The organism is Enterobacter sp. MGH85 (assembly GCF_001037655.1).
Classification (GTDB): Bacteria; Pseudomonadota; Gammaproteobacteria; order Enterobacterales; family Enterobacteriaceae; genus Enterobacter; species Enterobacter intestinihominis.
Genome location: NZ_KQ089925.1, coordinates 411,686 through 431,228, shown reverse-complemented (window position 1 = coordinate 431,228; position 19,543 = coordinate 411,686). Strand labels below are relative to the sequence as shown.

The window sequence follows — 19,543 nt, the reverse complement described above, 5'->3', positions numbered from 1 at the left end:
TTTCACGAATGATATCAACACGATCGTCATCGTGTGACCCCCCTCCCATGCAGCGTGCATGCCCTCTGTCCATACTTACCTTTATTGCCAATGAAAGGAGGGAGACAGCATGCACTGGCAGACACATACCGTTTTTAATCAACCCGCACCGCTATCGAACAGCAACCTTTTTCTCTCTGATTGCGCCCTGCGCGATGCGGTAGCGCGCGAAGGGGCTGAGTGGGATGTGGATCTTCTTGCCAGCATCGGCCAGCAGTTGGGTACGGCAGAGTCGCTGGAGCTGGGCAGACTGGCGAACGTTAATCCGCCGGAGCTGCTGCGTTATGACGCCACGGGAGCGAGGCTGGATGACGTCCGCTTTCATCCGGCATGGCATCTTCTGATGCAGGGGCTTTGCGCCAACCGGGTGCACAACCTGGCGTGGGAGGAGGAGGCGCGGAAAGGATCTTTCGTCGCCAGGGCCGCGCGTTTCGTACTTCATGCTCAGGTAGAGGCGGGAACGCTTTGCCCGGTGACCATGACCTTTGCGGCCACGCCGCTGTTGCAACGGTCGCTGCCCAAACCGTTTCATGAGTGGTTAACGCCGCTGATGAGCGATCGCTACGACCCCCATCTCGCGCCGGGGGCGCAAAAGCGCGGCCTGCTGATCGGCATGGGGATGACGGAAAAGCAGGGCGGTTCGGACGTACTCAGTAATACTACCAAAGCAGAGAAATGCAGCGATGGCAGTTACCGGCTGGTGGGGCACAAATGGTTTTTCTCCGTGCCGCAGAGCGATGCGCATCTGGTGCTGGCGCAGGCGAAGGGCGGGTTGTCCTGCTTTTTTGTCCCGCGTTTCTTACCCGACGGGCAACGTAATGCCGTGCGCCTTGAGCGTCTGAAGGACAAGCTCGGCAACCGCTCAAATGCCAGCAGTGAGGCTGAATTTCTTGATGCTTCCGGCTGGCTGCTGGGCGAAGAGGGGGAAGGCGTCCGGCAAATTCTGAAGATGGGCGGGCTGACGCGCTTTGACTGCGCGCTGGGCAGTCACGGACTGATGCGCCGTGCGCTCTCGGTGGCGCTTTATCATGCCCATCAGCGGCAGACCTTCGGCAAAAATCTGATCGACCAGCCGTTAATGCGCGACGTGCTAAGCCGTATGGCGCTGGTGCTGGAGGGACACACGGCACTGCTGTTCCGACTCGCCCGGGCGTGGGACAACCGCAACGACCCGCAGGAAGCCGCATGGGCGCGGCTTTTCACTCCGGCGGCAAAATACAGCGTCTGCAAAGCGGGTATACCGTTTGTGGCAGAGGCAATGGAGGTGCTGGGCGGTGCAGGCTATTGCGAAGAGAGTGAGCTTCCGCGGTTGTACCGTGAAATGCCCGTCAACAGCATCTGGGAAGGCTCTGGCAATATTATGTGCCTGGATGTACTGCGCGTGCTGGCGAAGCAGCCGGGCATTCTCGACCTGCTCGCCGATGATTTCGCGCAGGTCAAAGGTCAGGACAGGCACTTCGATCGCAGCTGGCGTCAGCTACAGCAGAAGCTGCGGAAACCGCAGGAAGCGCAGGGCAGGGAGATCGCGCAGCAGCTCTTTTTACTCGGGGCCGGAAGTCAAATGCTGCGGCACGCATCGCCGCCCGTGGCGCAGGCGTGGTGCCGCATGATGCTGGATACCCGGGGCGGCACGCTGATGAGCGAGCAGGTGCAAAACGACCTGCTGCTGCGCGCCACGGGCCGGGTCGGTTAAGCCTTCAGCTGGAACAGGCTCACCAGCCGGGTGAGATGTGAACCCTTCTCGCGCAGCGTCTGTGCTGTCTGCTCGCTGCGTGAGATGCGATCGGCATTGATGTGCGATGCCTCACCGATGTGCGTCATCGCCAGATTCACCTGGCCAATTCCCGCCGACTGCTCGCGGGAGGCGTGGTTGATCTCAGTGACAAGCTGGCTGATGTTATCGATATGAACAATGATGGCATCCATCGCCAGACGCGTCTGCTCAGACAGCGCATGGCCTTCGCTCACCTTGTTCAGCGTATCCCCAATCAGCTGTTCAATCTCTTTTACCGCGTTGGCGCTGCGTGCGGCCAGGGCGCGTACCTCTTGTGCCACCACTGCGAAACCTTTCCCGTGCTCGCCCGCCCGCGCCGCTTCAACCGCCGCATTGAGCGCCAGGATATTGGTCTGGAAAGCGATGGACTCAATCACGCGGGTGATGTCTTCAATGCGTTTCGATGCATCGCGAATATCATCCATGGTGGAGACTGCGTGGGTCACCGTCTCTCCACCCTGATGCACCGCGCGCGAGGTTTCACCCACCAGCTGCTGCGTTTGCTCCATGTTGGCGGCATTTTGCTGCACGGTGGCGGCTAATTGCTCCATGCTGGCGGAGGTCTCCTCAACGCTGCTGGCCTGCTTGTTGATCTGTTCAGAGATCTCGCCGGTGTCTGAAGCCAGCGCGTTAGTCCCCAGATGGATCTCGCTTGCGGCCTCGCGGACCTGCAACACAATTTTTTGCAGGCCTTCCGCGATCCCGTTGATGGCGTCAATCAGCTGGCCGACTTCATCCTGGCGGGTAACCGGCAGGCTGGCGCGCAGATCGCCTGCGGCATACTGCCGGGCAAGCGCGATCACCTCGCGCAGTGGGCGGGTTAGCATCCGGCGAATGAGGATAACGAACAGGCCCGCGAAGAGAGCGGATAGCACCACGCCCGCCATCAGGAAGCGATCGCGCAGTGTGGTGACGCTTGAAAGCAGTACGGCTTTATCCACTTCACCCACGATGGTCCAGTTCCAGCCCGGCAGCGGCGTGTAGGCAACTTTGAGCGTACGGCCATCCGCGCTCACGCGTTCCAGCGTGCCGGCTTTATCACTCAGAAGCTGCTGCTGTGTCGCCGTGTCCCAGTTAGGCAGTTTGCCCTCTTCGCTGGCATGGAACAGATACTGTCCGCGCGTTTTGCCGCTACTGCGATCCAGTACAAAGAAGTGACCGCTCTCGCCCAGACGACGGTTAAGGATTTTCTCGCGCATGACGTTCCACGAATGGGTGATGTCCACGCCGACAAAGATAATCCCGATAACCTGGCCTTCCGCATTCTTAACAGGCTGGTACTGCGTGATATAGCGCTTGCCGAACAGCAGCGCGAGGCCACGATAGACCTCCCCTTTAGTGACGGCGGCAAATGCCGGGCTGGTGGTATCAAGAACGGTTCCGATGGCGCGGTCGCCATTCTCTTTGCGCAGCGACGTCGCCACGCGGACAAAATCGTTACCGCTGCGGACAAACAGCGTCGAGATGGCTCCCGTTCGGCTCAGGAAGTCATCAGAAAGCGTATTGTTTTCATGCAACTCCGTTTCGCCGCCTTTCAGCAAAGGAACGGTAAGCCCATTTATGGTCCGGCTCTGGCTGCTGTCGCTGTTTAATGGCTGTGGCAAAAAGGTGGTGAACAGACGGGTATAGCTTTCAACCTCTTCGCTCAGGCTGGTGTTGAACATCTCTACCATATCCACCATGCCGGTGGACTGGTTATGCAGGTCTTCAACCGCAAGATCTTCAAGCTGCTGGCTGGCGTTGTGGCTCAACAGGAAAGTGAACAGCAAAAAAAGCGTAGCGACACTTACACCTGTTAGCAGCGATAGCTTCGTGCCCAGTCCTGCCCGGCGGAAAAAGGTGATCATATATTGCTCATTATTGAAAAGTGATGGCTGTTCAACGGCAGAGCGGAGAGAACGTTTATCTGTTTAATGTAACTGAATGTTACGTGTTTGTTTTTATTGAGTTTCGGGAGAGATAAAAAATTTGCAAAAGTGAAAAGCCACTAAAATTAAGTGGCTTTTATCGGAGGGGATTATGCATAAAGAATAGCCTGCACGCGCCAGTGATTAACATGGTTATCTTCCTGCATCTGGACGATGCGATACCAGGATGCGCCCTGTTCATCGGCCTTCAGGGCGACGACACGTTCAACGTCTTGCGGACTCCCCGTGATATTATTGACGGAGATCTGACCAATCTCATTCAGGCCCGTGACGCAATCCGCGCTGGCAAATTCAGCCGACTGCGCCGTGGTGCTCAGCAGGCCCGCTGAAAGCAATAGCGTCGTTAAAGCAAGGGTTCGTTTCATCGTCAGCTCCTTTTCACGTGTCTCCGGTATCCGCCGGGCAATCCTTCGCGAATAAACTCATTTCCATTGTTGCTGGCATGGAGTTTATTGTGGACAGGAAAATGTCTACGGACGCAAAGCAGTGTAAAGGTCGTTCAAATGATGATGCTCACTTACGGTACAAAATGCCTTGTGCATACCACTGTCCCGTAATAATGGTTTCATCAATCATCGTGATGACGTAATAATCTGCTTTTGCGGCAACGGCCTGTGCTTCAATTGCGTCTTCTGCATCATCCGGTGAACCGCGAACCATCGCGGATACGGTTCCCAGGCGTTGTAATCCTTCCGTCTGATTACGACGAATCTCCTGAGGATGATCGGTAACCGGCGGTGCCGGCTCTGGCGTACCCTGCAATACGGAACATCCGCTGAGCAGTGAGACCAGCAATAAAGCGGTAAGCCTGCGCATAAACCTGTCTCTTTTCCTGATAGCCATAGTGTAGTGGTCTGCGAATTTAGTTTTGGGGGAATGTTCCCGAAGTGTTATCTGGGACGTAGATTTCGAATGAAAATATCGTGAAACCGTAATCCAGCTCTCAACATTATGAATCATTCATCAGCACAGGATCGACAATGATTGAAATTGAAACTCGCCTGCTTAGTGAGCATGAAATCATCCATGCTTTTCCGGCTGGTAAAGGTGAACAGCCGCTACCGACGGTAGTTTTCTATCATGGCTTTCTCTCCTCAAAGCTGGTCTACAGCTATTTTGCCGTCGCGCTGGCGCAGGCCGGTTTCCGGGTGGTCATGCCTGATGCGCCGAATCATGGGGCACGCTTTACGGGCGATGAACAGGCGCGGCTGGGGCTGTTCTGGCAAACGCTGCACGGCAATCTGACCGAGTTCGCCGGGCTGCGTGACGCGCTTTTACAGGCCGGGCTGGTGGAGGGGAAACGGCTGGCGGTCGCAGGCGCATCAATGGGCGGAATGACGGCGCTGGGGATCATGGCCAGGCATCCGGAGGTGACGCCCGTGGCTTGCCTGATGGGATCGGGCTACTTTATGTCACTGGCAAAGACGCTGTTCCCGCCGCAGGCACCTCAGGAGATTGAAGCCCTGTTGTCTGAATGGGACGTCAGCCATGCGCTTTCGCAGCTGGCCGATCGTCCCCTGCTGCTGTGGCATGGGGATGCCGACGATGTCGTACCGCCCGGTGAAACGTTCCGTCTGCAACAGGCGCTACAGCGTGAAGGGCTGGACAGCAATCTGACCTGCCTGTGGGGTGCCGGTGTCCGGCACCGTATTACTCCGGCTGCGCTGGAAGCCACCGTGGAGTTTTTCCGTCAGCACCTTTAAACGCGCAGCACCGTGACACCCTGATCCTCGAGCTTGCTGAGGATCTCGGGGTTGGCGTTTTTGCCGGTGATCACCATGCTGATTTGCTCGGCGCGGCTGAAAAGCATGCCGGCGCGTTCACCGACCTTGCTGCTGTCGACCAGCACCACCAGTTTACCCACCACGTTGAGCATGTTCTGCTCTGCCATTGCGGTGAGCATATCGGTTTTATACAGGCCATCCGCCGTCAGGCCTTTGCCGCTGGTAAACATCCAGTGCCCGGCGTAGAGGCTGTTTTCACTGTCCTGCGGGCTCAGGGTTATGGACTGGCTCTTGTTATACTGGCCCCCCATGATCACCACGCTTTCATGTTCCTGGTCAATGAGATAGTTGGCCAGCGGCAGATAGTTGGTAATGATTTGCACCGGCTTGCCGCACATCTCTCGGCCCAGTAAAAACGCTGTCGAGCCGCAGTTAATCACCACGCTTTCCCCGGGATTCACCAGCTGTGATGCCGCTCTGGCAATCCGCACCTTTTCATCGTGATTCTGCGCCTGGTGAATATTCATCGGCGTCCAGCGTGGACGCTGCTGGCTGATGGCCTCTGCGCCGTTGCGGACTTTTTTCAGCTTGCCGCTTTCATCCAGCTTGTTAATGTCCCGCCGCGCGGTAGCAGGGGAGATCCCTAAACGTTCGATCACTTTCTCGACGGTGATAAACCCTGTTTGCGCCAGGAGTTCCAGTAAAATTTGATGCCGTTGCGCTTCCGTCATGAGCTATTCCGAAAAGAATTGATTTGAAAAGATGATATTTGAAATAGCATGAAATTACTAAATTAAATATGACATCGCCAGACACTGTGTCTGGCGATTGGGCTGCACAATCAGAGGAAGGACTTGAACGGCAGGTCTGGCTCAATGGTGAAGCAATCATCAAAACCACGCGGGTAGTGGTACTCGAGATTGTCTTTATCCAGCGGCCAGGTGAACTTGCCGCCAACCTGCCAGATGAACGGCTTGAAACCATACTTGAGTCGGTCTTTTTTCATCTCCCACAGGACGCGGATCTCTTGCGGATCGGCCTGGAAGTTTGACCAGATATCGTGGTGGAAGGGGATCACCACTTTGGTGTTCAGCGCTTCGGCCATGCGCAGCATGTCCGCGCTGGTCATTTTGTCGGTAATCCCGCGCGGGTTTTCACCGTAAGAGCCAAGCGCCACGTCAATCTGGTGCTCGTTACCGTGCTTCGCGTAGTAGTTGGAGTAGTGAGAGTCACCGCTGTGATACAGGGAACCGCCAGGCGTTTTGAACAGGTAGTTCACTGCGCGCTCGTCCATCCCGTCTGGCAGTACGCCTGCGGCTTTCTGGTCGGCAGGCAGGGTGATCAGCGCGGTGCGATCAAAGGCATCCAGCGCGTGAATTTCAACGTCTTTGATTTTCACCACGTCGCCCGGCTTCATCACAATGCAGCGCTCTTTTGGCACGCCCCAGCCAATCCACAAATCCACGCAGGTCTGCGGCCCGATAAAGGGTACGTCGTCCGCGCAGTTTTGCATTACCGCTGCCGCCACGTTCACGTCGATATGATCGTTGTGATCGTGGGTAGAAAGAACGGCGTCGATCTGGCGAATGGCGAAAGGATCAAGCACAAAAGGCGTGGTGCGCAGGTTCGGCTGGAGCTTTTCAACGCCGGCCATACGCTGCATCTGGTGGCCTTTTTTCATCAGTGGATTGCCGTGGCTCTGTTTGCCGGTGCCGCACCAGAAATCAACACAAATGTTGGCGCCGCCTTCTGATTTCAGCCAGATCCCGGTGCATCCAAGCCACCACATCGCAAATGTGCCAGGAGCAACCTGTTCCTGCTCGATCTCTTCGTTCAGCCAGCTACCCCACTCCGGAAAGGTACTCAAAATCCATGATTCACGGGTGATGGTTTTCACTTTACTCATCGTTTGACTCCTGGTTTTAATCAAAAGTAATCATACTGTGACTTGTTGTGATTAATGCTGGCACTGTTTGAATCGATTTGCAATGGCTGATTTGCGGAAAATTCCCCTCGCCACATCACAGAAAATACACCTCGTCGTTGTTAAGATAACCGCTACATATAATTAATATATTGAAAATTAAGAATTTATTTATCTTTCTGGATCGGTAGTGAAAATCATTACTAACTCCATGGAAATAAATTGCGTGATCCGTCACAAATAATCAAATGCAATCTTGTGGTGATTATTTGTGATTAATAGAGTTATGACACCAACCACACAGGGATTGCCCCTCGTGTTCTCATTTTCTGGAGAGAGTTATGGAGATCCTCTACAACGTCTTTACCGTTTTCTTTAATCAGGTAATGACCAACGCCCCGCTGTTGCTGGGTATCGTGACGTGCCTGGGGTACATCCTGCTGCGCAAAAGCGTCAGCGTGATTATCAAAGGCACCATCAAAACCATCATTGGTTTTATGCTGTTGCAGGCGGGGTCTGGCATTCTGACCAGCACGTTTAAGCCGGTCGTTGCCAAAATGTCTGAGGTATATGGCATTAACGGCGCCATCTCTGACACTTACGCGTCCATGATGGCCACCATCGATCGCATGGGGGATGCGTACAGCTGGGTTGGGTATGCGGTACTGCTCGCGCTGGCGCTGAACATCATTTACGTGCTCCTGCGCCGCATCACCGGTATTCGCACCATCATGCTCACCGGGCACATCATGTTCCAGCAGGCGGGGCTGATTGCCGTTTCTCTCTATATCTTCGGCTACCCAATGTGGACCACGGTCATCTGCACGGCAGTGCTGGTCTCGCTTTACTGGGGCATCACCTCCAACATGATGTATAAGCCAACGCAGGACGTTACTGACGGCTGCGGCTTCTCCATCGGTCACCAACAGCAGTTCGCCTCCTGGATTGCGTACAAAGTTGCACCGTACCTGGGTAAAAAAGAGGAGAGTGTTGAAGACCTCAAATTGCCTGGCTGGTTGAATATCTTCCACGACAACATCGTCTCCACGGCGATTGTGATGACCCTTTTCTTCGGTGCCATCCTGCTCTCCTTTGGCATTGACGTGGTGCAGGTGATGGCGGGTAAAACCCACTGGACGGTCTATATCCTGCAAACCGGTTTCTCCTTTGCCGTGGCCATTTTCATCATCACTCAGGGCGTGCGTATGTTCGTCGCCGAGCTGTCGGAAGCGTTCAACGGTATCTCTCAGCGCCTGATCCCTGGCGCGGTGCTGGCGATTGACTGTGCGGCTATCTATAGCTTTGCGCCAAACGCCGTCGTCTGGGGCTTTATGTGGGGCACCATCGGCCAGCTGATTGCGGTCGGCATCCTGGTGGGCTGTGGCTCCTCAATCCTGATTATTCCTGGCTTTATCCCGATGTTCTTCTCCAACGCCACTATCGGCGTGTTTGCTAACCACTTCGGCGGATGGCGCGCCGCGCTCAAGATCTGCCTGGTGATGGGCATGGTTGAAATCTTCGGGTGCGTGTGGGCGGTCAAGCTCACCGGCATGAGCGCCTGGATGGGCATGGCGGACTGGTCAATTCTGGCACCGCCGATGATGCAGGGCTTTGCGTCCGTCGGGCTGGTCTTTATGGCCGTCATCATCCTGATTGCACTGACTTATATGTTCTTCGCTGGCCGTTCGCTGCGAGCTGAAGAAGATGCGGAAAAACAAACAGCAGAAGTTTCTGCTCACTAAGGAGTTTCGATTATGACCGTACGTATCCTTGCTGTGTGTGGCAATGGGCAAGGAAGCTCCATGATCATGAAAATGAAAGTGGACCAGTTTTTAACCCAGTCAAACATTGACCACACGGTGAACAGCTGCGCAGTGGGTGAATACAAAAGTGAACTGAACGGCGCGGACATCATCATCGCTTCAACGCACATTGCCGGCGAGATTAGCGTGTCGGGCAACAAATACGTGGTAGGCGTGCGCAACATGCTGTCGCCTGCGGATTTTGGGCCAAAACTGCTGGAAGTGATCAAAGAGCACTTCCCACAAGACGTGAAGTAAGGATGCCACATGAAACTACGTGATTCGCTGGCTGAGAATAACTCCATCCTTTTACAGGCCGAAGCCAGTACCTGGCAGGAAGCGGTGAAGCTGAGCGTGGACCTGCTGGTTAAGGCGGACGTTGTCGAGCCGCGTTATTACCAGGCCATCCTGGATGGCGTGGCGCAGCACGGCCCCTATTTTGTGATTGCCCCGGGGCTGGCAATGCCGCATGGCCGCCCGGAAGAGGGTGTCAAGAAAACCGGTTTTGCGCTGGTGACGCTGAAAACCCCGCTGGTGTTCAACCACGAAGATAACGACCCGGTCGACATTCTGATCACCATGGCAGCTGTCGATGCCAACACCCACCAGGAGGTGGGCATCATGCAGATCGTTAACCTGTTTGATGACGAAGCTAATTTTGACCGTTTACGTGCCTGCCGTACCGCGCAGGACGTGCTGGATTTAATTGATAACGCCGCTGCGGCGGCCGTTTAAGAGGAATTGAAAATGTCATTACCAATGTTGCAGGTCGCGCTGGATAACCAGACGCTGTCTCACGCTTACGAAACCACCCGTCTGATTGCGGAAGAGGTGGACATCATCGAAGTCGGCACCATTCTGTGCGTGGGCGAAGGCGTTCGTGCGGTTCGTGACCTGAAGGCGCTCTATCCGCATAAAATCGTGCTGGCGGATGCCAAAATTGCCGATGCGGGCAAAATTCTCTCTCGCATGTGCTTTGAAGCCAACGCCGACTGGGTCACCGTGATCTGCTGTGCAGATATCAACACTGCGAAAGGCGCGCTGGACGTGGCGAAAGAGTTCAACGGCGACGTGCAGATTGAACTGACCGGCTTCTGGACCTGGGAGCAGGCACAGGAGTGGCGCGAAGCGGGTATCCAGCAGGTGGTTTATCACCGCAGCCGTGATGCGCAGGCCGCAGGTGTGGCGTGGGGCGAAGCCGATATCAACGCGATCAAACGCCTGGCCGATATGGGCTTCAAAGTGACCGTGACCGGTGGTCTGGCGCTGGAAGATCTGCCGCTGTTCAAGGGTATTCCAATCCACGTCTTTATTGCCGGTCGTAGCATTCGCGATGCGGAATCTCCGGTGGAAGCTGCGCGTCAGTTTAAACGCTCAATCGCTCAGCTTTGGGGTTAAGGAGCGGGTATGTTGTCAAAACAGGTCCCGCTTGGCATCTATGAAAAGGCACTCCCTGCGGGGGAGTGCTGGCTGGAGCGGTTACAGCTGGCGAAGCAGCTGGGTTTCGATTTTGTCGAAATGTCGGTGGATGAGACGGACGAGCGTCTTTCTCGCCTGGACTGGCGCCGCGACCAGCGTCTGGCGCTGGTGAGCGCCATTGCCGAAACCGGCGTGCGCGTGCCATCCATGTGCCTGAGCGCTCACCGTCGTTTTCCGCTTGGCAGCGAAGATGATGCCGTACGCGCCGAAGGGCTGGAGATCATGCGTAAAGCCATTCGCTTTGCACAGGATGTTGGCATCCGCGTGATCCAACTGGCGGGTTACGATGTTTACTATCAGGAAGCCAACGATGAGACGCGCCGTCGTTTCCGTGACGGCCTGAAAGAGAGCGTTGAGATGGCAAGCCGTGCGCAGGTGACGCTGGCGATGGAGATCATGGATTATCCATTGATGAACTCCATCAGCAAGGCGCTGGGCTACGCGCACTATCTGAACAATCCGTGGTTCCAGCTTTATCCGGATATCGGCAACCTGTCGGCATGGGATAACGACGTACAGATGGAGCTTCAGGCGGGCATCGGGCATATCGTGGCGGTGCACGTAAAAGATACCCGTCCCGGCGTGTTTAAAAACGTACCGTTCGGCACCGGGGTGGTGGATTTCGAACGGTGCTTCCAGACGCTCAAACAGACAGGTTATTGCGGACCTTACCTGATTGAGATGTGGAGCGAAACCGCGGACGACCCGGCGGCAGAAGTGGCGAAAGCCCGGGACTGGGTGCGCGAGCGCATGGCGCGGGCAGGCTTACTGGAGGCGGAACATGCTTAAGCTGAAACAGCAGGTCTTTGAGGCCAATATGGATCTCCCGTGCTATGGACTGGTGACGTTTACCTGGGGCAACGTAAGCGCCATCGATCGCGATCGGGGGCTGGTGGTGATTAAGCCGAGCGGCGTGGCCTATGACGCCATGAAAGTGGACGATATGGTGGTGGTTGACCTGGAAGGACACGTTGTTGAAGGCAAATGGCGTCCTTCTTCAGATACGGCAACCCATCTGGCGCTGTACCAGCGTTACCCGTCCCTGGGTGGTGTTGTGCATACCCATTCCACGCACGCCACCGCCTGGGCACAGGCCGGGCTGGCGATCCCTGCTTTGGGTACGACGCACGCGGACTACTTCTTCGGCGATATTCCCTGCACGCGGGCGTTAACGCAGGCTGAGGTCGAAGGCGAGTACGAACTTAGCACCGGCAAGGTCATTATCGAAACGCTGGGTGAGACGGAACCACTGCATACGCCGGGTATTGTGGTGTACCAGCATGGTCCATTCTCCTGGGGTAAAGATGCGCATGACGCCGTGCATAACGCGGTGGTGATGGAAGAGGTGGCTCGAATGGCGTGGATTGCGCGCGGCATTAACCCACAGCTTCAGGGCATTGATGATTATCTGATGAACAAGCATTTCATGCGTAAGCACGGCCCGAATGCTTATTACGGGCAGAAGTGAATAAGTGCTCTGGAATACCGAAACTGTTGTAACCGGTGGTATTCCGGAGCCATTCATAAAAAAAGCCCCCGGCAGGGGGCAATCATATATAGCTATGATTTTCGTTGGCTTTCCTGGTGCTGGAGATAAAGCGTTACTGGTAAATATCTGCGCTGGCGCGCATATTGCCGTTGCTGCCGGGCTCACGTGTCAGTATGACGTGATAGTATTTTGCGCCCTGCGCATCGGTTTCTTCATTAAGCGCCTGATCTGCTTCACTTTCAGTGGCGAAGTTATGATTGATGTAAATAACGCCTAAGCTCTGCACATCATCCATGTTTCTGGCCTGTCGGCTGTCTATCTTGATGGCTGCCATCGCGTTTGCACTGAGCAAAAGCGCAGCCAAAATGGCGAATGCGATTCTTTTCATGATATGCGCTCCACAACTGCGTGCTGTGATATGGGGTAATGCTCTCCTTCTCTGCTTAAGGCTTCTGATTAAAGTGTAATCGCTACTCGGGTTGCGATGGGTGACCATTTCTGATGGTGTTGTTCAAAAAAACAGCGTTTCTGATAAGTGAGATTTTAAATCACCCACTTAGAACAGCTTTACCCTTTGTGCGAATTATTTGTGCAATCACCTTGTGTTTAGCGGGGCGCGCAAGTATTATGACGCGTCAATTTTTCAGCCGACCTTTAACACGTTCCTTGCCTCCCCGGGCCTCGGCTGACCCAGACAGGAGGCTGAATAATCCGTAAGGAGCAATTCGATGCGTCATTACGAAATCGTTTTTATGGTCCATCCTGACCAGAGCGAACAGGTTCCGGGTATGATCGAGCGTTACTCTGCTGCCATCACTGGTGCAGAAGGCACGATCCACCGTCTGGAAGACTGGGGCCGCCGTCAGCTGGCTTACCCAATCAACAAACTGCACAAAGCTCACTACGTTCTGATGAACGTTGAAGCGCCGCAGGAAGTGATTGATGAGCTGGAAACTACCTTCCGCTTCAACGATGCCGTTATCCGCAGCATGGTTATGCGTACCAAACACGCAGTGACCGAAGCATCTCCGATGGTTAAAGCGAAAGACGAGCGCCGTGAGCGTCGCGATGATTTCGCAAACGAAACCGCAGATGATTCTGATGCTGGGGATTCTGAAGAGTAATTTCTGATGACCAACCGTCTGGTGTTGTCCGGCACCGTGTGCAGGACCCCCCTTCGAAAGGTCAGCCCATCAGGAATTCCGCATTGCCAGTTCGTGCTTGAGCATCGTTCTGTGCAAGAGGAAGCCGGGTTTCACCGGCAGGCGTGGTGCCAAATGCCCGTTATCATTAGCGGACACGAAAACCAGGCCATTACTCACAGTTTAACGGTCGGTAGTGCAGTAATCGTTCAGGGGTTCATCTCTTGCCACAAGGCAAAGAACGGCCTGAGCAAAATGGTTCTGCATGCCGAGCAGATTGATTTGATAGATACTGGAGACTAGCCAAATGGCACGTTATTTCCGTCGTCGCAAGTTCTGCCGTTTCACCGCGGAAGGCGTTCAAGAGATCGACTATAAAGATATCGCAACGCTGAAAAACTACATCACCGAAAGCGGTAAGATTGTCCCAAGCCGTATCACCGGTACTCGTGCAAAATATCAGCGTCAGCTGGCTCGCGCTATCAAACGCGCTCGCTACCTGTCTCTGCTGCCGTACACTGATCGTCATCAGTAATCGGGCACGGTCCATTAATACGACTTTAAGAGGATAAGGTAATGCAAGTTATTCTGCTTGATAAAGTAGCAAACCTGGGCAGCCTGGGTGATCAGGTAAACGTTAAAGCGGGTTACGCTCGTAACTTCCTGGTACCACAGGGTAAAGCTGTTCCAGCTACTAAGAAAAACGTAGAGTTTTTCGAAGCACGTCGTGCTGAACTGGAAGCCAAACTGGCTGACGTTCTGGCGGCTGCTAACGCTCGCGCTGAAGCAATCAACGCACTGGGCACCGTTACCATCGCGTCTAAAGCTGGCGACGAAGGTAAACTGTTCGGTTCCATCGGTACCCGCGATATCGCTGATGCAGTCACTGCAGCAGGCGTTAAAGTGGCTAAGAGCGAAGTTCGCATGCCGAACGGCGTTCTGCGTACCACTGGTGAGCACGAAGTTGACTTCCAGGTTCACAGCGAAGTGTTCGCTAAACTGGTTGTTAACGTAGTAGCTGAGTAATTTTTTACTCTGCTCACGTCGAAGCGCCGGCCTTGTGCCGGCGTTTTGCTTTTTAGCGTGACCCTACGTCATGTTTTGCGATTGTAAGGCCGCTATTCCTGATGCATTCTCTGATAATAAATTGAAACGCAATTTTATTTATGAGATTTGTCATGGATACCGCTCTGCCCACGCCCGTCTTTGCCCGTCGAAATGTGGCCTATGCCTGCGCCACGCTCTGCTGTCTGCTTTGGGGAAGCTCATACCCGGCCATTAAAAGCGGCTACGAACTCTTCCAGATCGCGACCGATGATATTCCGTCCAAAGTCGTCTTTGCCGGATACCGTTTTCTGTTTGCCGGTGCGTTGCTGCTGCTCTTTGCCCTGGCCCAGCGTAAACCGATTGGCAGGCTCACACCCACGCAGTTTGGTCAGCTCACGATCCTCGGGCTGACCCAGACCACCATCCAGTACACCTTCTTTTATATCGGCCTTGCTTACACCACCGGGGTGAACGGCTCGATCATGAATGCCACCGGGACCTTCTTCAGCGTGCTGCTGGCGCACTTTATCTACCACAACGACAAACTCAGCTATAACAAAACGCTGGGCTGTGTTCTGGGCTTTACCGGCGTGATGCTGGTGAACTTCCACGGCGGGTTAAGTGATTTCCAGTTTGTCTGGCAAGGTGACGGATTTGTGGTGCTGGCGGCCTTTATTCTCTCTGCGGCCACGCTTTACGGGAAACGCATTTCCCAGACCGTTGACCCGACGGTGATGACGGGATGGCAGCTGGCGATAGGCGGGGCGGCACTGGTTGCGGGAGGCTATGCCACGGGCGGGGCGCTGGAGGTGCACAGCATGAAGGCCGTCGCCGTGCTGGGGTATCTGACGCTGCTCTCATCCGTGGCGTTCGCCCTGTGGAGCGCGCTGCTGAAAGTGAACCGCGTGAGTATGATTGCCCCGTTCAACTTTGTCATACCTGTAGCAGGAACGGTGCTCTCCGCCATATTCCTCGGCGAAGACATTCTGGACATCAAATACGCGATTGCGCTGGTGCTGGTCTGCTCAGGGATCTGGTGGGTGAATAAACGTCGTGCCTGAGAACAAAAGTGCCGGGGGGCGGCTTCGCCTTACCCGGCCTGGGCTATTAACGTGCTCTGATAAAACTGCCGTCCGGCTGGCGGGTAAACAGTACCTGCTGCCCGTTTCCGGTATCGATCGTTAACCCGGTCACCACCCCACTGGCATTCTGGCGGATCTGCACCATCTGACCATTTTGCAGGTTGCTGAGCGGCTTGCCTGCCCCCTCGACTTGCGCCATGGCATACACATCCGTTGCCGGCAGGCTGTGGTCGCGGAACAGCTGAGCAAGGGTTTTCCCTGGCTCTACGCGATACGAACGCCACTGCTGCTCAATGCCGGTGGGCTGTTGCGCCTGTGGCTCTGAAGGGGCGGCGGCCTGCTCCTGATCTTCCTGAACAGGTTCAGGCTCAACCGGCGCAACCTGGCCCGGATCGTTAGACGGTGTGACCAGTTGCGTCTGCATCGGCTGTGAATCAGGCTGCGGCTGGCTTTGCGACTGGATATCCAGCTCAGCATTGCGGCTTACCGGCCCGGTATCAACGTTGTCACTGCCGGAAGGAAGCAGGAAACCGATGACCATCAGCAACGCGCCGATGATAATGCCTCTGCGGTGCAAAGGCGGCAGCGGGTCCATGATGCGAAAGTTATCCGGCGCATGCCAGATTTTCGCCAGGGTAGGTTTCAGTTCAAATCGCCCGGGCATGGCTCTCCTCCTGCTCCGCGTCTTTTTATCCTGTCCTGAGAAGTGTAGTTTGCTAACTGCCTGATGGGCGTAACAAAGTCAGCTTTCGTGACATATATTAGGGAAAATCCTGACGGCTACTATTGTTTCCGTTTCGTCGCAGTTTGTCACCTTTACTTAAGACAAAGTTTTACCCATAAGGGCATGGCTGATATGCTGCCCGCTACTTTAAATGTGATGGAAGGAAAACCCATGACCACCCCGACTTTTGACACTATCGAAGCGCAGGCAAGCTACGGCATCGGCTTGCAGGTAGGACAGCAGCTGAGCGAATCCGGCCTGGAAGGTCTGTTACCGGAAGCGCTGGTGGCGGGTATCGCTGACGCGCTGGAAGGCAAGCAGCCCGCTGTGCCGGTTGACGTTGTGCACCGTGCGCTGCGTGAAATCCACGAACGTGCTGACACTGTACGTCGCGCGCGTTTCGAAGAGATGGCGGCAGAAGGCGTGAAATATCTGGAAGAGAACCGTGAGCGTGAAGGCGTGAACAGCACCGAGTCCGGCTTGCAGTTCCGCGTAATCAATCAGGGTGATGGCGCAATCCCGGCGCGTACCGACCACGTTCGCGTACACTACACCGGTAAGCTGATCGACGGCACCGTGTTCGACAGCTCCGTCGCGCGTGGCGAACCGGCTGAATTCCCGGTCAACGGCGTGATTGCAGGCTGGATCGAAGCCCTGACCCTAATGCCAGTAGGTTCAAAATGGGAACTGACTATCCCGCACAACCTGGCATACGGCGAGCGTGGCGCTGGCGCGTCCATTCCGCCATTCAGCACCCTGGTGTTTGAAGTCGAGCTGCTGGAAATCCTGTAATCGGTTTTTCTTATTTTCCTCTCTCCGATCGGGGAGAGGAAAATAGCGATAAAACCTGGAGTTACGACGGAATCAACATTTTGTATTGCAAACGAAACTGTTACGTGTATTTTTGTGAGCTGTTTCGCGCTGTATGAGTGATATGACACTCACTTTCAACATATTATTAACATAATATTCAAATCATAGTATTCATCCCGCCGATTCTTACCTACTATCGATAAGCCCTTACAAAGGGAACGTCATTTTTTTGGCGTATTTAAAGGCCAGAAGAGCCTTAACAACACAGACAGGCATAAACAGGAAAATATCACATGGTAGATCAGGTCAAAGTCGCCGCCGCAGAAGAGGCGACGTCTGAACAGTCGCTACGGCGAAATCTCACGAACCGTCACATTCAGCTTATTGCCATTGGCGGCGCCATCGGCACAGGGCTATTTATGGGCTCGGGCAAAACCATCAGTCTTGCAGGCCCGTCGATCATCTTCGTTTATATGATCATCGGTTTTATGCTCTTTTTCGTGATGCGTGCAATGGGTGAATTGCTGCTCTCGAACCTCGAATACAAATCCTTCAGCGACTTCGCGTCAGACCTGCTTGGCCCGTGGGCGGGCTATTTTACCGGCTGGACCTACTGGTTCTGCTGGGTGGTTACCGGCATGGCGGATGTTGTCGCTATTACGGCCTACGCCCAATTCTGGTTCCCCGGCCTGTCGGACTGGGTGGCCTCGCTGGCGGTGATTGTCCTGCTGCTGAGCCTTAACCTCGCGACCGTTAAAATGTTCGGTGAGATGGAGTTCTGGTTCGCGATGATCAAAATCGTCGCCATCATCGCGCTGATTGTCGTCGGGCTGGTAATGGTGCTGACGCACTTCCAGTCGCCAACTGGCGTTCAGGCCTCGTTTGCCCATCTGTGGAATGATGGCGGCTGGTTCCCGAAAGGCATCAGCGGCTTCTTCGCCGGTTTCCAGATTGCGGTGTTCGCGTTTGTCGGGATTGAGCTGGTGGGAACCACGGCGGCGGAAACTAAAGATCCGGAGAAATCCCTGCCGCGCGCGATCAACTCCATTCCGCTGCGTATCATCATGTTCTACGTGTTCGCGCTGATCATCATTATGTCCGTGACGCCATGGAGCTCGGTAGTGCCAACCAAGAGCCCGTTCGTCGAGCTGTTCGTGCTGGTGGGGCTGCCCGCTGCCGCGAGCCTGATTAACTTCGTGGTGCTGACCTCTGCGGCCTCTTCCGCGAACAGCGGCGTCTTCTCCACCAGCCGTATGCTGTTTGGTCTGGCGCAGGAGGGCGTTGCCCCGAGCGCGTTCGCCAAACTGTCTAAACGTGCGGTACCGGCGAAAGGGCTGACCTTCTCCTGCATCTGTCTGCTGGGCGGTGTGGTGATGCTCTACGTTAACCCGAGCGTAATCGGCGCGTTCACCATGATCACCACGGTGTCGGCGATCCTGTTTATGTTCGTCTGGACCATCATCCTCTGCTCATACCTGGTGTACCGCAAACAGCGTCCACATCTGCATGAGAAGTCGATCTACAAGATGCCACTGGGCAAGCTGATGTGCTGGGTATGCATGGCGTTCTTCGTCTTCGTGCTGGTGCTACTGACGCTGGAAGAAGATACCCGTCAGGCACTGATCGTCACGCCGCTGTGGTTTATCGCGCTGGGGCTGGGCTGGCTGTTTATCGGTAAGAAACGGATGGCTGGCATGCGTTAAGCATGTTGCCGGGTGGCGCTGACGCTTACCCGGCCTACGTTCGAGGACGTTGTAGGCCCGGTAAGCGCTAGCGCCACCGGGCTTTTTTATTTACCCGATAATGCACGCGGGAACAGAACGTTATTCTCAAGACTGATGTGTTCCATCAGATCGTCGATCATCTCGTTGATGCCGTTGTACATCGCTTTCCAGGTGGTGCACGCCTCTGGCGGCGGTGTGACATTGTGGGTGGTGTGTTTGATCACTTCCAGCAGTTCTCCGGCGTCATCATGTTCGCTTTCCATCACGCTGATTGGCCCCATTGCCTGGCTGCCCATGCCCTGTTTGATCATCGGGAAGAGGATCTGCTCCTCTTTCATCATGTGGCTGGATAGTTCTTCGTGCAGCATGGTCAGGTATTTCGCCAGGCCGCGCGGTACGGAAGGTTTATCGGCGTGAACGCGCTCAACTTTGGTGGCCTGTAAAATCAGCTCCGGCAGCTGTTCGCGGTGACGGTCGTGGTAACGCACAATGATATGGTCGATGATTTCAGCCAGCGGCGCGGTGCGCCAGTCTTTGTCGACAGGCTGTTCTGCCAGCTTAGCCAGCTCCGCTTCGATAGCTTCTACATCCAGCTCTTTACGCGACGCTGCGCGCGCCAGCGTTTGCTTACCGCCGCAGCAGTAATCCATATCGTATTTACGGAACAGCGCTGAAGCGCGAGGGATGGAGAGCGCCAGCTCGCCTAAGGGTTGGTCGCGGAAGGCCATAGCAGTTACCTCATCATCAGGAATATAAGATGCATTTTAAATGCATCTTTATGTGGATACTATAACCCTTTAGAGGCAAGGGTAAAAATGAGAAGGGGATCACAAAAAAATCGTGCTTTTAACT

23 protein-coding genes are annotated in these 19,543 nt (G+C 54.9%); 15 read left to right on the top strand and 8 right to left on the bottom strand.

Annotation, left to right across the window (positions count from 1 at the left end):
- Positions 1 to 109: 109 nt before the first annotated feature.
- Positions 110 to 1,732 (top strand): isovaleryl-CoA dehydrogenase, encoded by a 1,623-nt coding sequence (locus SK51_RS01955; RefSeq protein WP_022646825.1) that lies wholly within the window; start codon positions 110 to 112, stop codon positions 1,730 to 1,732.
- Here the strand turns inward: SK51_RS01955 and SK51_RS01950 are convergent.
- The 3 genes from SK51_RS01950 to bsmA form a co-directional block, all read right to left on the bottom strand.
- On the bottom strand, positions 1,729 to 3,660 hold the full coding sequence (locus tag SK51_RS01950) for a methyl-accepting chemotaxis protein (RefSeq protein ID WP_032676646.1): 1,932 nt from the start codon (positions 3,658 to 3,660) through the stop codon (positions 1,729 to 1,731). The two genes, SK51_RS01955 and SK51_RS01950, sit on opposite strands and share 4 nt — an antisense overlap.
- 170 nt (positions 3,661 to 3,830) lie before the next feature.
- Complete coding sequence (gene yjfN, locus SK51_RS01945) at positions 3,831 to 4,106, bottom strand: DUF1471 family protease activator YjfN (protein WP_017694671.1); 276 nt, start codon at positions 4,104 to 4,106, stop codon at positions 3,831 to 3,833.
- A 148-nt stretch (positions 4,107 to 4,254) separates the two neighbouring features.
- Complete coding sequence (gene bsmA / locus SK51_RS01940; protein ID WP_003856011.1) at positions 4,255 to 4,584, bottom strand: biofilm peroxide resistance protein BsmA; 330 nt, start codon at positions 4,582 to 4,584, stop codon at positions 4,255 to 4,257.
- 137 nt (positions 4,585 to 4,721) lie between these two features.
- On the opposite strand from bsmA, the gene yjfP reads away from it, so the two are divergent.
- Entirely contained in the window at positions 4,722 to 5,444 is a 723-nt protein-coding gene (gene yjfP, locus SK51_RS01935) for an esterase (protein ID WP_023305300.1), read from the top strand.
- On the opposite strand, the gene ulaR is transcribed toward yjfP, so the two are convergent.
- Positions 5,441 to 6,196 (bottom strand): HTH-type transcriptional regulator UlaR, encoded by a 756-nt coding sequence (gene ulaR, locus SK51_RS01930; RefSeq protein ID WP_003856014.1) that lies wholly within the window; start codon positions 6,194 to 6,196, stop codon positions 5,441 to 5,443. The two genes, yjfP and ulaR, sit on opposite strands and share 4 nt — an antisense overlap.
- A 110-nt stretch (positions 6,197 to 6,306) precedes the next feature.
- A complete protein-coding gene (gene ulaG / locus SK51_RS01925) occupies positions 6,307 to 7,371 on the bottom strand; it encodes an L-ascorbate 6-phosphate lactonase (protein WP_023299142.1) in 1,065 nt (354 codons plus the stop codon).
- Between the two features lie 359 nt (positions 7,372 to 7,730).
- On the opposite strand from ulaG, the gene ulaA reads away from it, so the two are divergent.
- The 6 genes from ulaA to SK51_RS01895 are packed head-to-tail and all read left to right on the top strand — an operon-like array spanning position 7,731 to position 12,138.
- Positions 7,731 to 9,131 carry a PTS ascorbate transporter subunit IIC gene (ulaA, locus tag SK51_RS01920; RefSeq protein ID WP_023305301.1) on the top strand — a complete coding sequence of 467 codons (1,401 nt, stop codon included), beginning with the start codon at positions 7,731 to 7,733 and terminating at the stop codon, positions 9,129 to 9,131.
- A 12-nt stretch (positions 9,132 to 9,143) separates the two neighbouring features.
- Complete coding sequence (gene ulaB / locus SK51_RS01915) at positions 9,144 to 9,449, top strand: PTS ascorbate transporter subunit IIB (RefSeq protein ID WP_003856022.1); 306 nt, start codon at positions 9,144 to 9,146, stop codon at positions 9,447 to 9,449.
- A 9-nt stretch (positions 9,450 to 9,458) separates the two neighbouring features.
- A complete protein-coding gene (gene ulaC / locus SK51_RS01910) occupies positions 9,459 to 9,926 on the top strand; it encodes a PTS ascorbate transporter subunit IIA (RefSeq protein ID WP_023305302.1) in 468 nt (155 codons plus the stop codon).
- Positions 9,927 to 9,938: 12 nt separating this feature from the next.
- Positions 9,939 to 10,589: a 3-keto-L-gulonate-6-phosphate decarboxylase UlaD gene (gene ulaD / locus SK51_RS01905; protein WP_022646832.1), complete on the top strand. Its 651-nt coding sequence runs from the start codon at positions 9,939 to 9,941 to the stop codon at positions 10,587 to 10,589.
- A gap of 9 nt (positions 10,590 to 10,598) precedes the next feature.
- On the top strand, positions 10,599 to 11,459 hold the full coding sequence (locus tag SK51_RS01900) for an L-ribulose-5-phosphate 3-epimerase (RefSeq protein WP_022646833.1): 861 nt from the start codon (positions 10,599 to 10,601) through the stop codon (positions 11,457 to 11,459).
- Positions 11,452 to 12,138 carry an L-ribulose-5-phosphate 4-epimerase gene (locus tag SK51_RS01895; RefSeq protein ID WP_023305303.1) on the top strand — a complete coding sequence of 229 codons (687 nt, stop codon included), beginning with the start codon at positions 11,452 to 11,454 and terminating at the stop codon, positions 12,136 to 12,138. The genes SK51_RS01900 and SK51_RS01895 overlap by 8 nt, the downstream gene beginning before the upstream one ends.
- A 133-nt stretch (positions 12,139 to 12,271) precedes the next feature.
- Here the strand turns inward: SK51_RS01895 and yjfY are convergent, their stop codons facing one another.
- Positions 12,272 to 12,547: a DUF1471 family protein YjfY gene (gene yjfY, locus SK51_RS01890; protein ID WP_023299144.1), complete on the bottom strand. Its 276-nt coding sequence runs from the start codon at positions 12,545 to 12,547 to the stop codon at positions 12,272 to 12,274.
- 340 nt (positions 12,548 to 12,887) lie between these two features.
- On the opposite strand from yjfY, the gene rpsF reads away from it, so the two are divergent.
- From rpsF to SK51_RS01865, 5 genes are all read left to right on the top strand, one after another.
- Positions 12,888 to 13,283: a 30S ribosomal protein S6 gene (gene rpsF / locus SK51_RS01885; protein ID WP_003856034.1), complete on the top strand. Its 396-nt coding sequence runs from the start codon at positions 12,888 to 12,890 to the stop codon at positions 13,281 to 13,283.
- A gap of 6 nt (positions 13,284 to 13,289) precedes the next feature.
- Positions 13,290 to 13,604: a primosomal replication protein N gene (gene priB / locus SK51_RS01880; RefSeq protein WP_022646836.1), complete on the top strand. Its 315-nt coding sequence runs from the start codon at positions 13,290 to 13,292 to the stop codon at positions 13,602 to 13,604.
- Positions 13,605 to 13,608: 4 nt separating this feature from the next.
- Positions 13,609 to 13,836 (top strand): 30S ribosomal protein S18, encoded by a 228-nt coding sequence (gene rpsR / locus SK51_RS01875; protein WP_000135199.1) that lies wholly within the window; start codon positions 13,609 to 13,611, stop codon positions 13,834 to 13,836.
- Between the two features lie 41 nt (positions 13,837 to 13,877).
- A complete protein-coding gene (rplI, locus tag SK51_RS01870) occupies positions 13,878 to 14,327 on the top strand; it encodes a 50S ribosomal protein L9 (protein ID WP_006810372.1) in 450 nt (149 codons plus the stop codon).
- Positions 14,328 to 14,479: 152 nt separating this feature from the next.
- Positions 14,480 to 15,409 carry a DMT family transporter gene (locus SK51_RS01865; RefSeq protein ID WP_023299146.1) on the top strand — a complete coding sequence of 310 codons (930 nt, stop codon included), beginning with the start codon at positions 14,480 to 14,482 and terminating at the stop codon, positions 15,407 to 15,409.
- Between the two features lie 46 nt (positions 15,410 to 15,455).
- On the opposite strand, the gene SK51_RS01860 is transcribed toward SK51_RS01865, so the two are convergent.
- A complete protein-coding gene (locus SK51_RS01860; protein WP_023299147.1) occupies positions 15,456 to 16,094 on the bottom strand; it encodes an OapA family protein in 639 nt (212 codons plus the stop codon).
- 231 nt (positions 16,095 to 16,325) lie between these two features.
- On the opposite strand from SK51_RS01860, the gene fklB reads away from it, so the two are divergent.
- Both fklB and cycA read left to right on the top strand, forming a co-directional pair.
- The gene (gene fklB / locus SK51_RS01855; protein WP_022646839.1) at positions 16,326 to 16,946 is read left to right on the top strand and encodes a BamJ family beta-barrel-assembly machinery protein; all 621 of its coding nucleotides are present in this window, start codon (positions 16,326 to 16,328) and stop codon (positions 16,944 to 16,946) included.
- 314 nt (positions 16,947 to 17,260) lie between these two features.
- Positions 17,261 to 18,670 carry a D-serine/D-alanine/glycine transporter gene (gene cycA, locus SK51_RS01850; protein WP_022646840.1) on the top strand — a complete coding sequence of 470 codons (1,410 nt, stop codon included), beginning with the start codon at positions 17,261 to 17,263 and terminating at the stop codon, positions 18,668 to 18,670.
- An 86-nt stretch (positions 18,671 to 18,756) separates the two neighbouring features.
- Here the strand turns inward: cycA and ytfE are convergent, their stop codons facing one another.
- Positions 18,757 to 19,419, bottom strand: coding sequence for an iron-sulfur cluster repair protein YtfE (gene ytfE / locus SK51_RS01845; RefSeq protein ID WP_023299148.1), 663 nt, complete (start codon positions 19,417 to 19,419; stop codon positions 18,757 to 18,759).
- Positions 19,420 to 19,543: the final 124 nt, after the last annotated feature.

Bases quoted from the DNA above. Each gene is read 5' to 3' on its own strand.
- SK51_RS01900 (WP_022646833.1), top strand. From the start codon at position 10,599: ATGTTGTCAAAACAGGTCCCGCTTGGCATCTATGAAAAGGCACTCCCT.
- SK51_RS01955 (WP_022646825.1), top strand. From the start codon at position 110: ATGCACTGGCAGACACATACCGTTTTTAATCAACCCGCACCGCTATCG.
- ulaA (WP_023305301.1), top strand. From the start codon at position 7,731: ATGGAGATCCTCTACAACGTCTTTACCGTTTTCTTTAATCAGGTAATG.
- ulaG (WP_023299142.1), bottom strand. From the start codon at position 7,371: ATGAGTAAAGTGAAAACCATCACCCGTGAATCATGGATTTTGAGTACC.
- ulaC (WP_023305302.1), top strand. From the start codon at position 9,459: ATGAAACTACGTGATTCGCTGGCTGAGAATAACTCCATCCTTTTACAG.
- SK51_RS01950 (WP_032676646.1), bottom strand. From the start codon at position 3,660: ATGATCACCTTTTTCCGCCGGGCAGGACTGGGCACGAAGCTATCGCTG.
- ytfE (WP_023299148.1), bottom strand. From the start codon at position 19,419: ATGGCCTTCCGCGACCAACCCTTAGGCGAGCTGGCGCTCTCCATCCCT.
- ulaB (WP_003856022.1), top strand. From the start codon at position 9,144: ATGACCGTACGTATCCTTGCTGTGTGTGGCAATGGGCAAGGAAGCTCC.
- cycA (WP_022646840.1), top strand. From the start codon at position 17,261: ATGGTAGATCAGGTCAAAGTCGCCGCCGCAGAAGAGGCGACGTCTGAA.
- ulaD (WP_022646832.1), top strand. From the start codon at position 9,939: ATGTCATTACCAATGTTGCAGGTCGCGCTGGATAACCAGACGCTGTCT.
- SK51_RS01895 (WP_023305303.1), top strand. From the start codon at position 11,452: ATGCTTAAGCTGAAACAGCAGGTCTTTGAGGCCAATATGGATCTCCCG.
- priB (WP_022646836.1), top strand. From the start codon at position 13,290: ATGACCAACCGTCTGGTGTTGTCCGGCACCGTGTGCAGGACCCCCCTT.
- rpsR (WP_000135199.1), top strand. From the start codon at position 13,609: ATGGCACGTTATTTCCGTCGTCGCAAGTTCTGCCGTTTCACCGCGGAA.
- yjfP (WP_023305300.1), top strand. From the start codon at position 4,722: ATGATTGAAATTGAAACTCGCCTGCTTAGTGAGCATGAAATCATCCAT.
- fklB (WP_022646839.1), top strand. From the start codon at position 16,326: ATGACCACCCCGACTTTTGACACTATCGAAGCGCAGGCAAGCTACGGC.
- bsmA (WP_003856011.1), bottom strand. From the start codon at position 4,584: ATGGCTATCAGGAAAAGAGACAGGTTTATGCGCAGGCTTACCGCTTTA.
- SK51_RS01860 (WP_023299147.1), bottom strand. From the start codon at position 16,094: ATGCCCGGGCGATTTGAACTGAAACCTACCCTGGCGAAAATCTGGCAT.
- rpsF (WP_003856034.1), top strand. From the start codon at position 12,888: ATGCGTCATTACGAAATCGTTTTTATGGTCCATCCTGACCAGAGCGAA.
- ulaR (WP_003856014.1), bottom strand. From the start codon at position 6,196: ATGACGGAAGCGCAACGGCATCAAATTTTACTGGAACTCCTGGCGCAA.
- yjfY (WP_023299144.1), bottom strand. From the start codon at position 12,547: ATGAAAAGAATCGCATTCGCCATTTTGGCTGCGCTTTTGCTCAGTGCA.
- rplI (WP_006810372.1), top strand. From the start codon at position 13,878: ATGCAAGTTATTCTGCTTGATAAAGTAGCAAACCTGGGCAGCCTGGGT.
- yjfN (WP_017694671.1), bottom strand. From the start codon at position 4,106: ATGAAACGAACCCTTGCTTTAACGACGCTATTGCTTTCAGCGGGCCTG.
- SK51_RS01865 (WP_023299146.1), top strand. From the start codon at position 14,480: ATGGATACCGCTCTGCCCACGCCCGTCTTTGCCCGTCGAAATGTGGCC.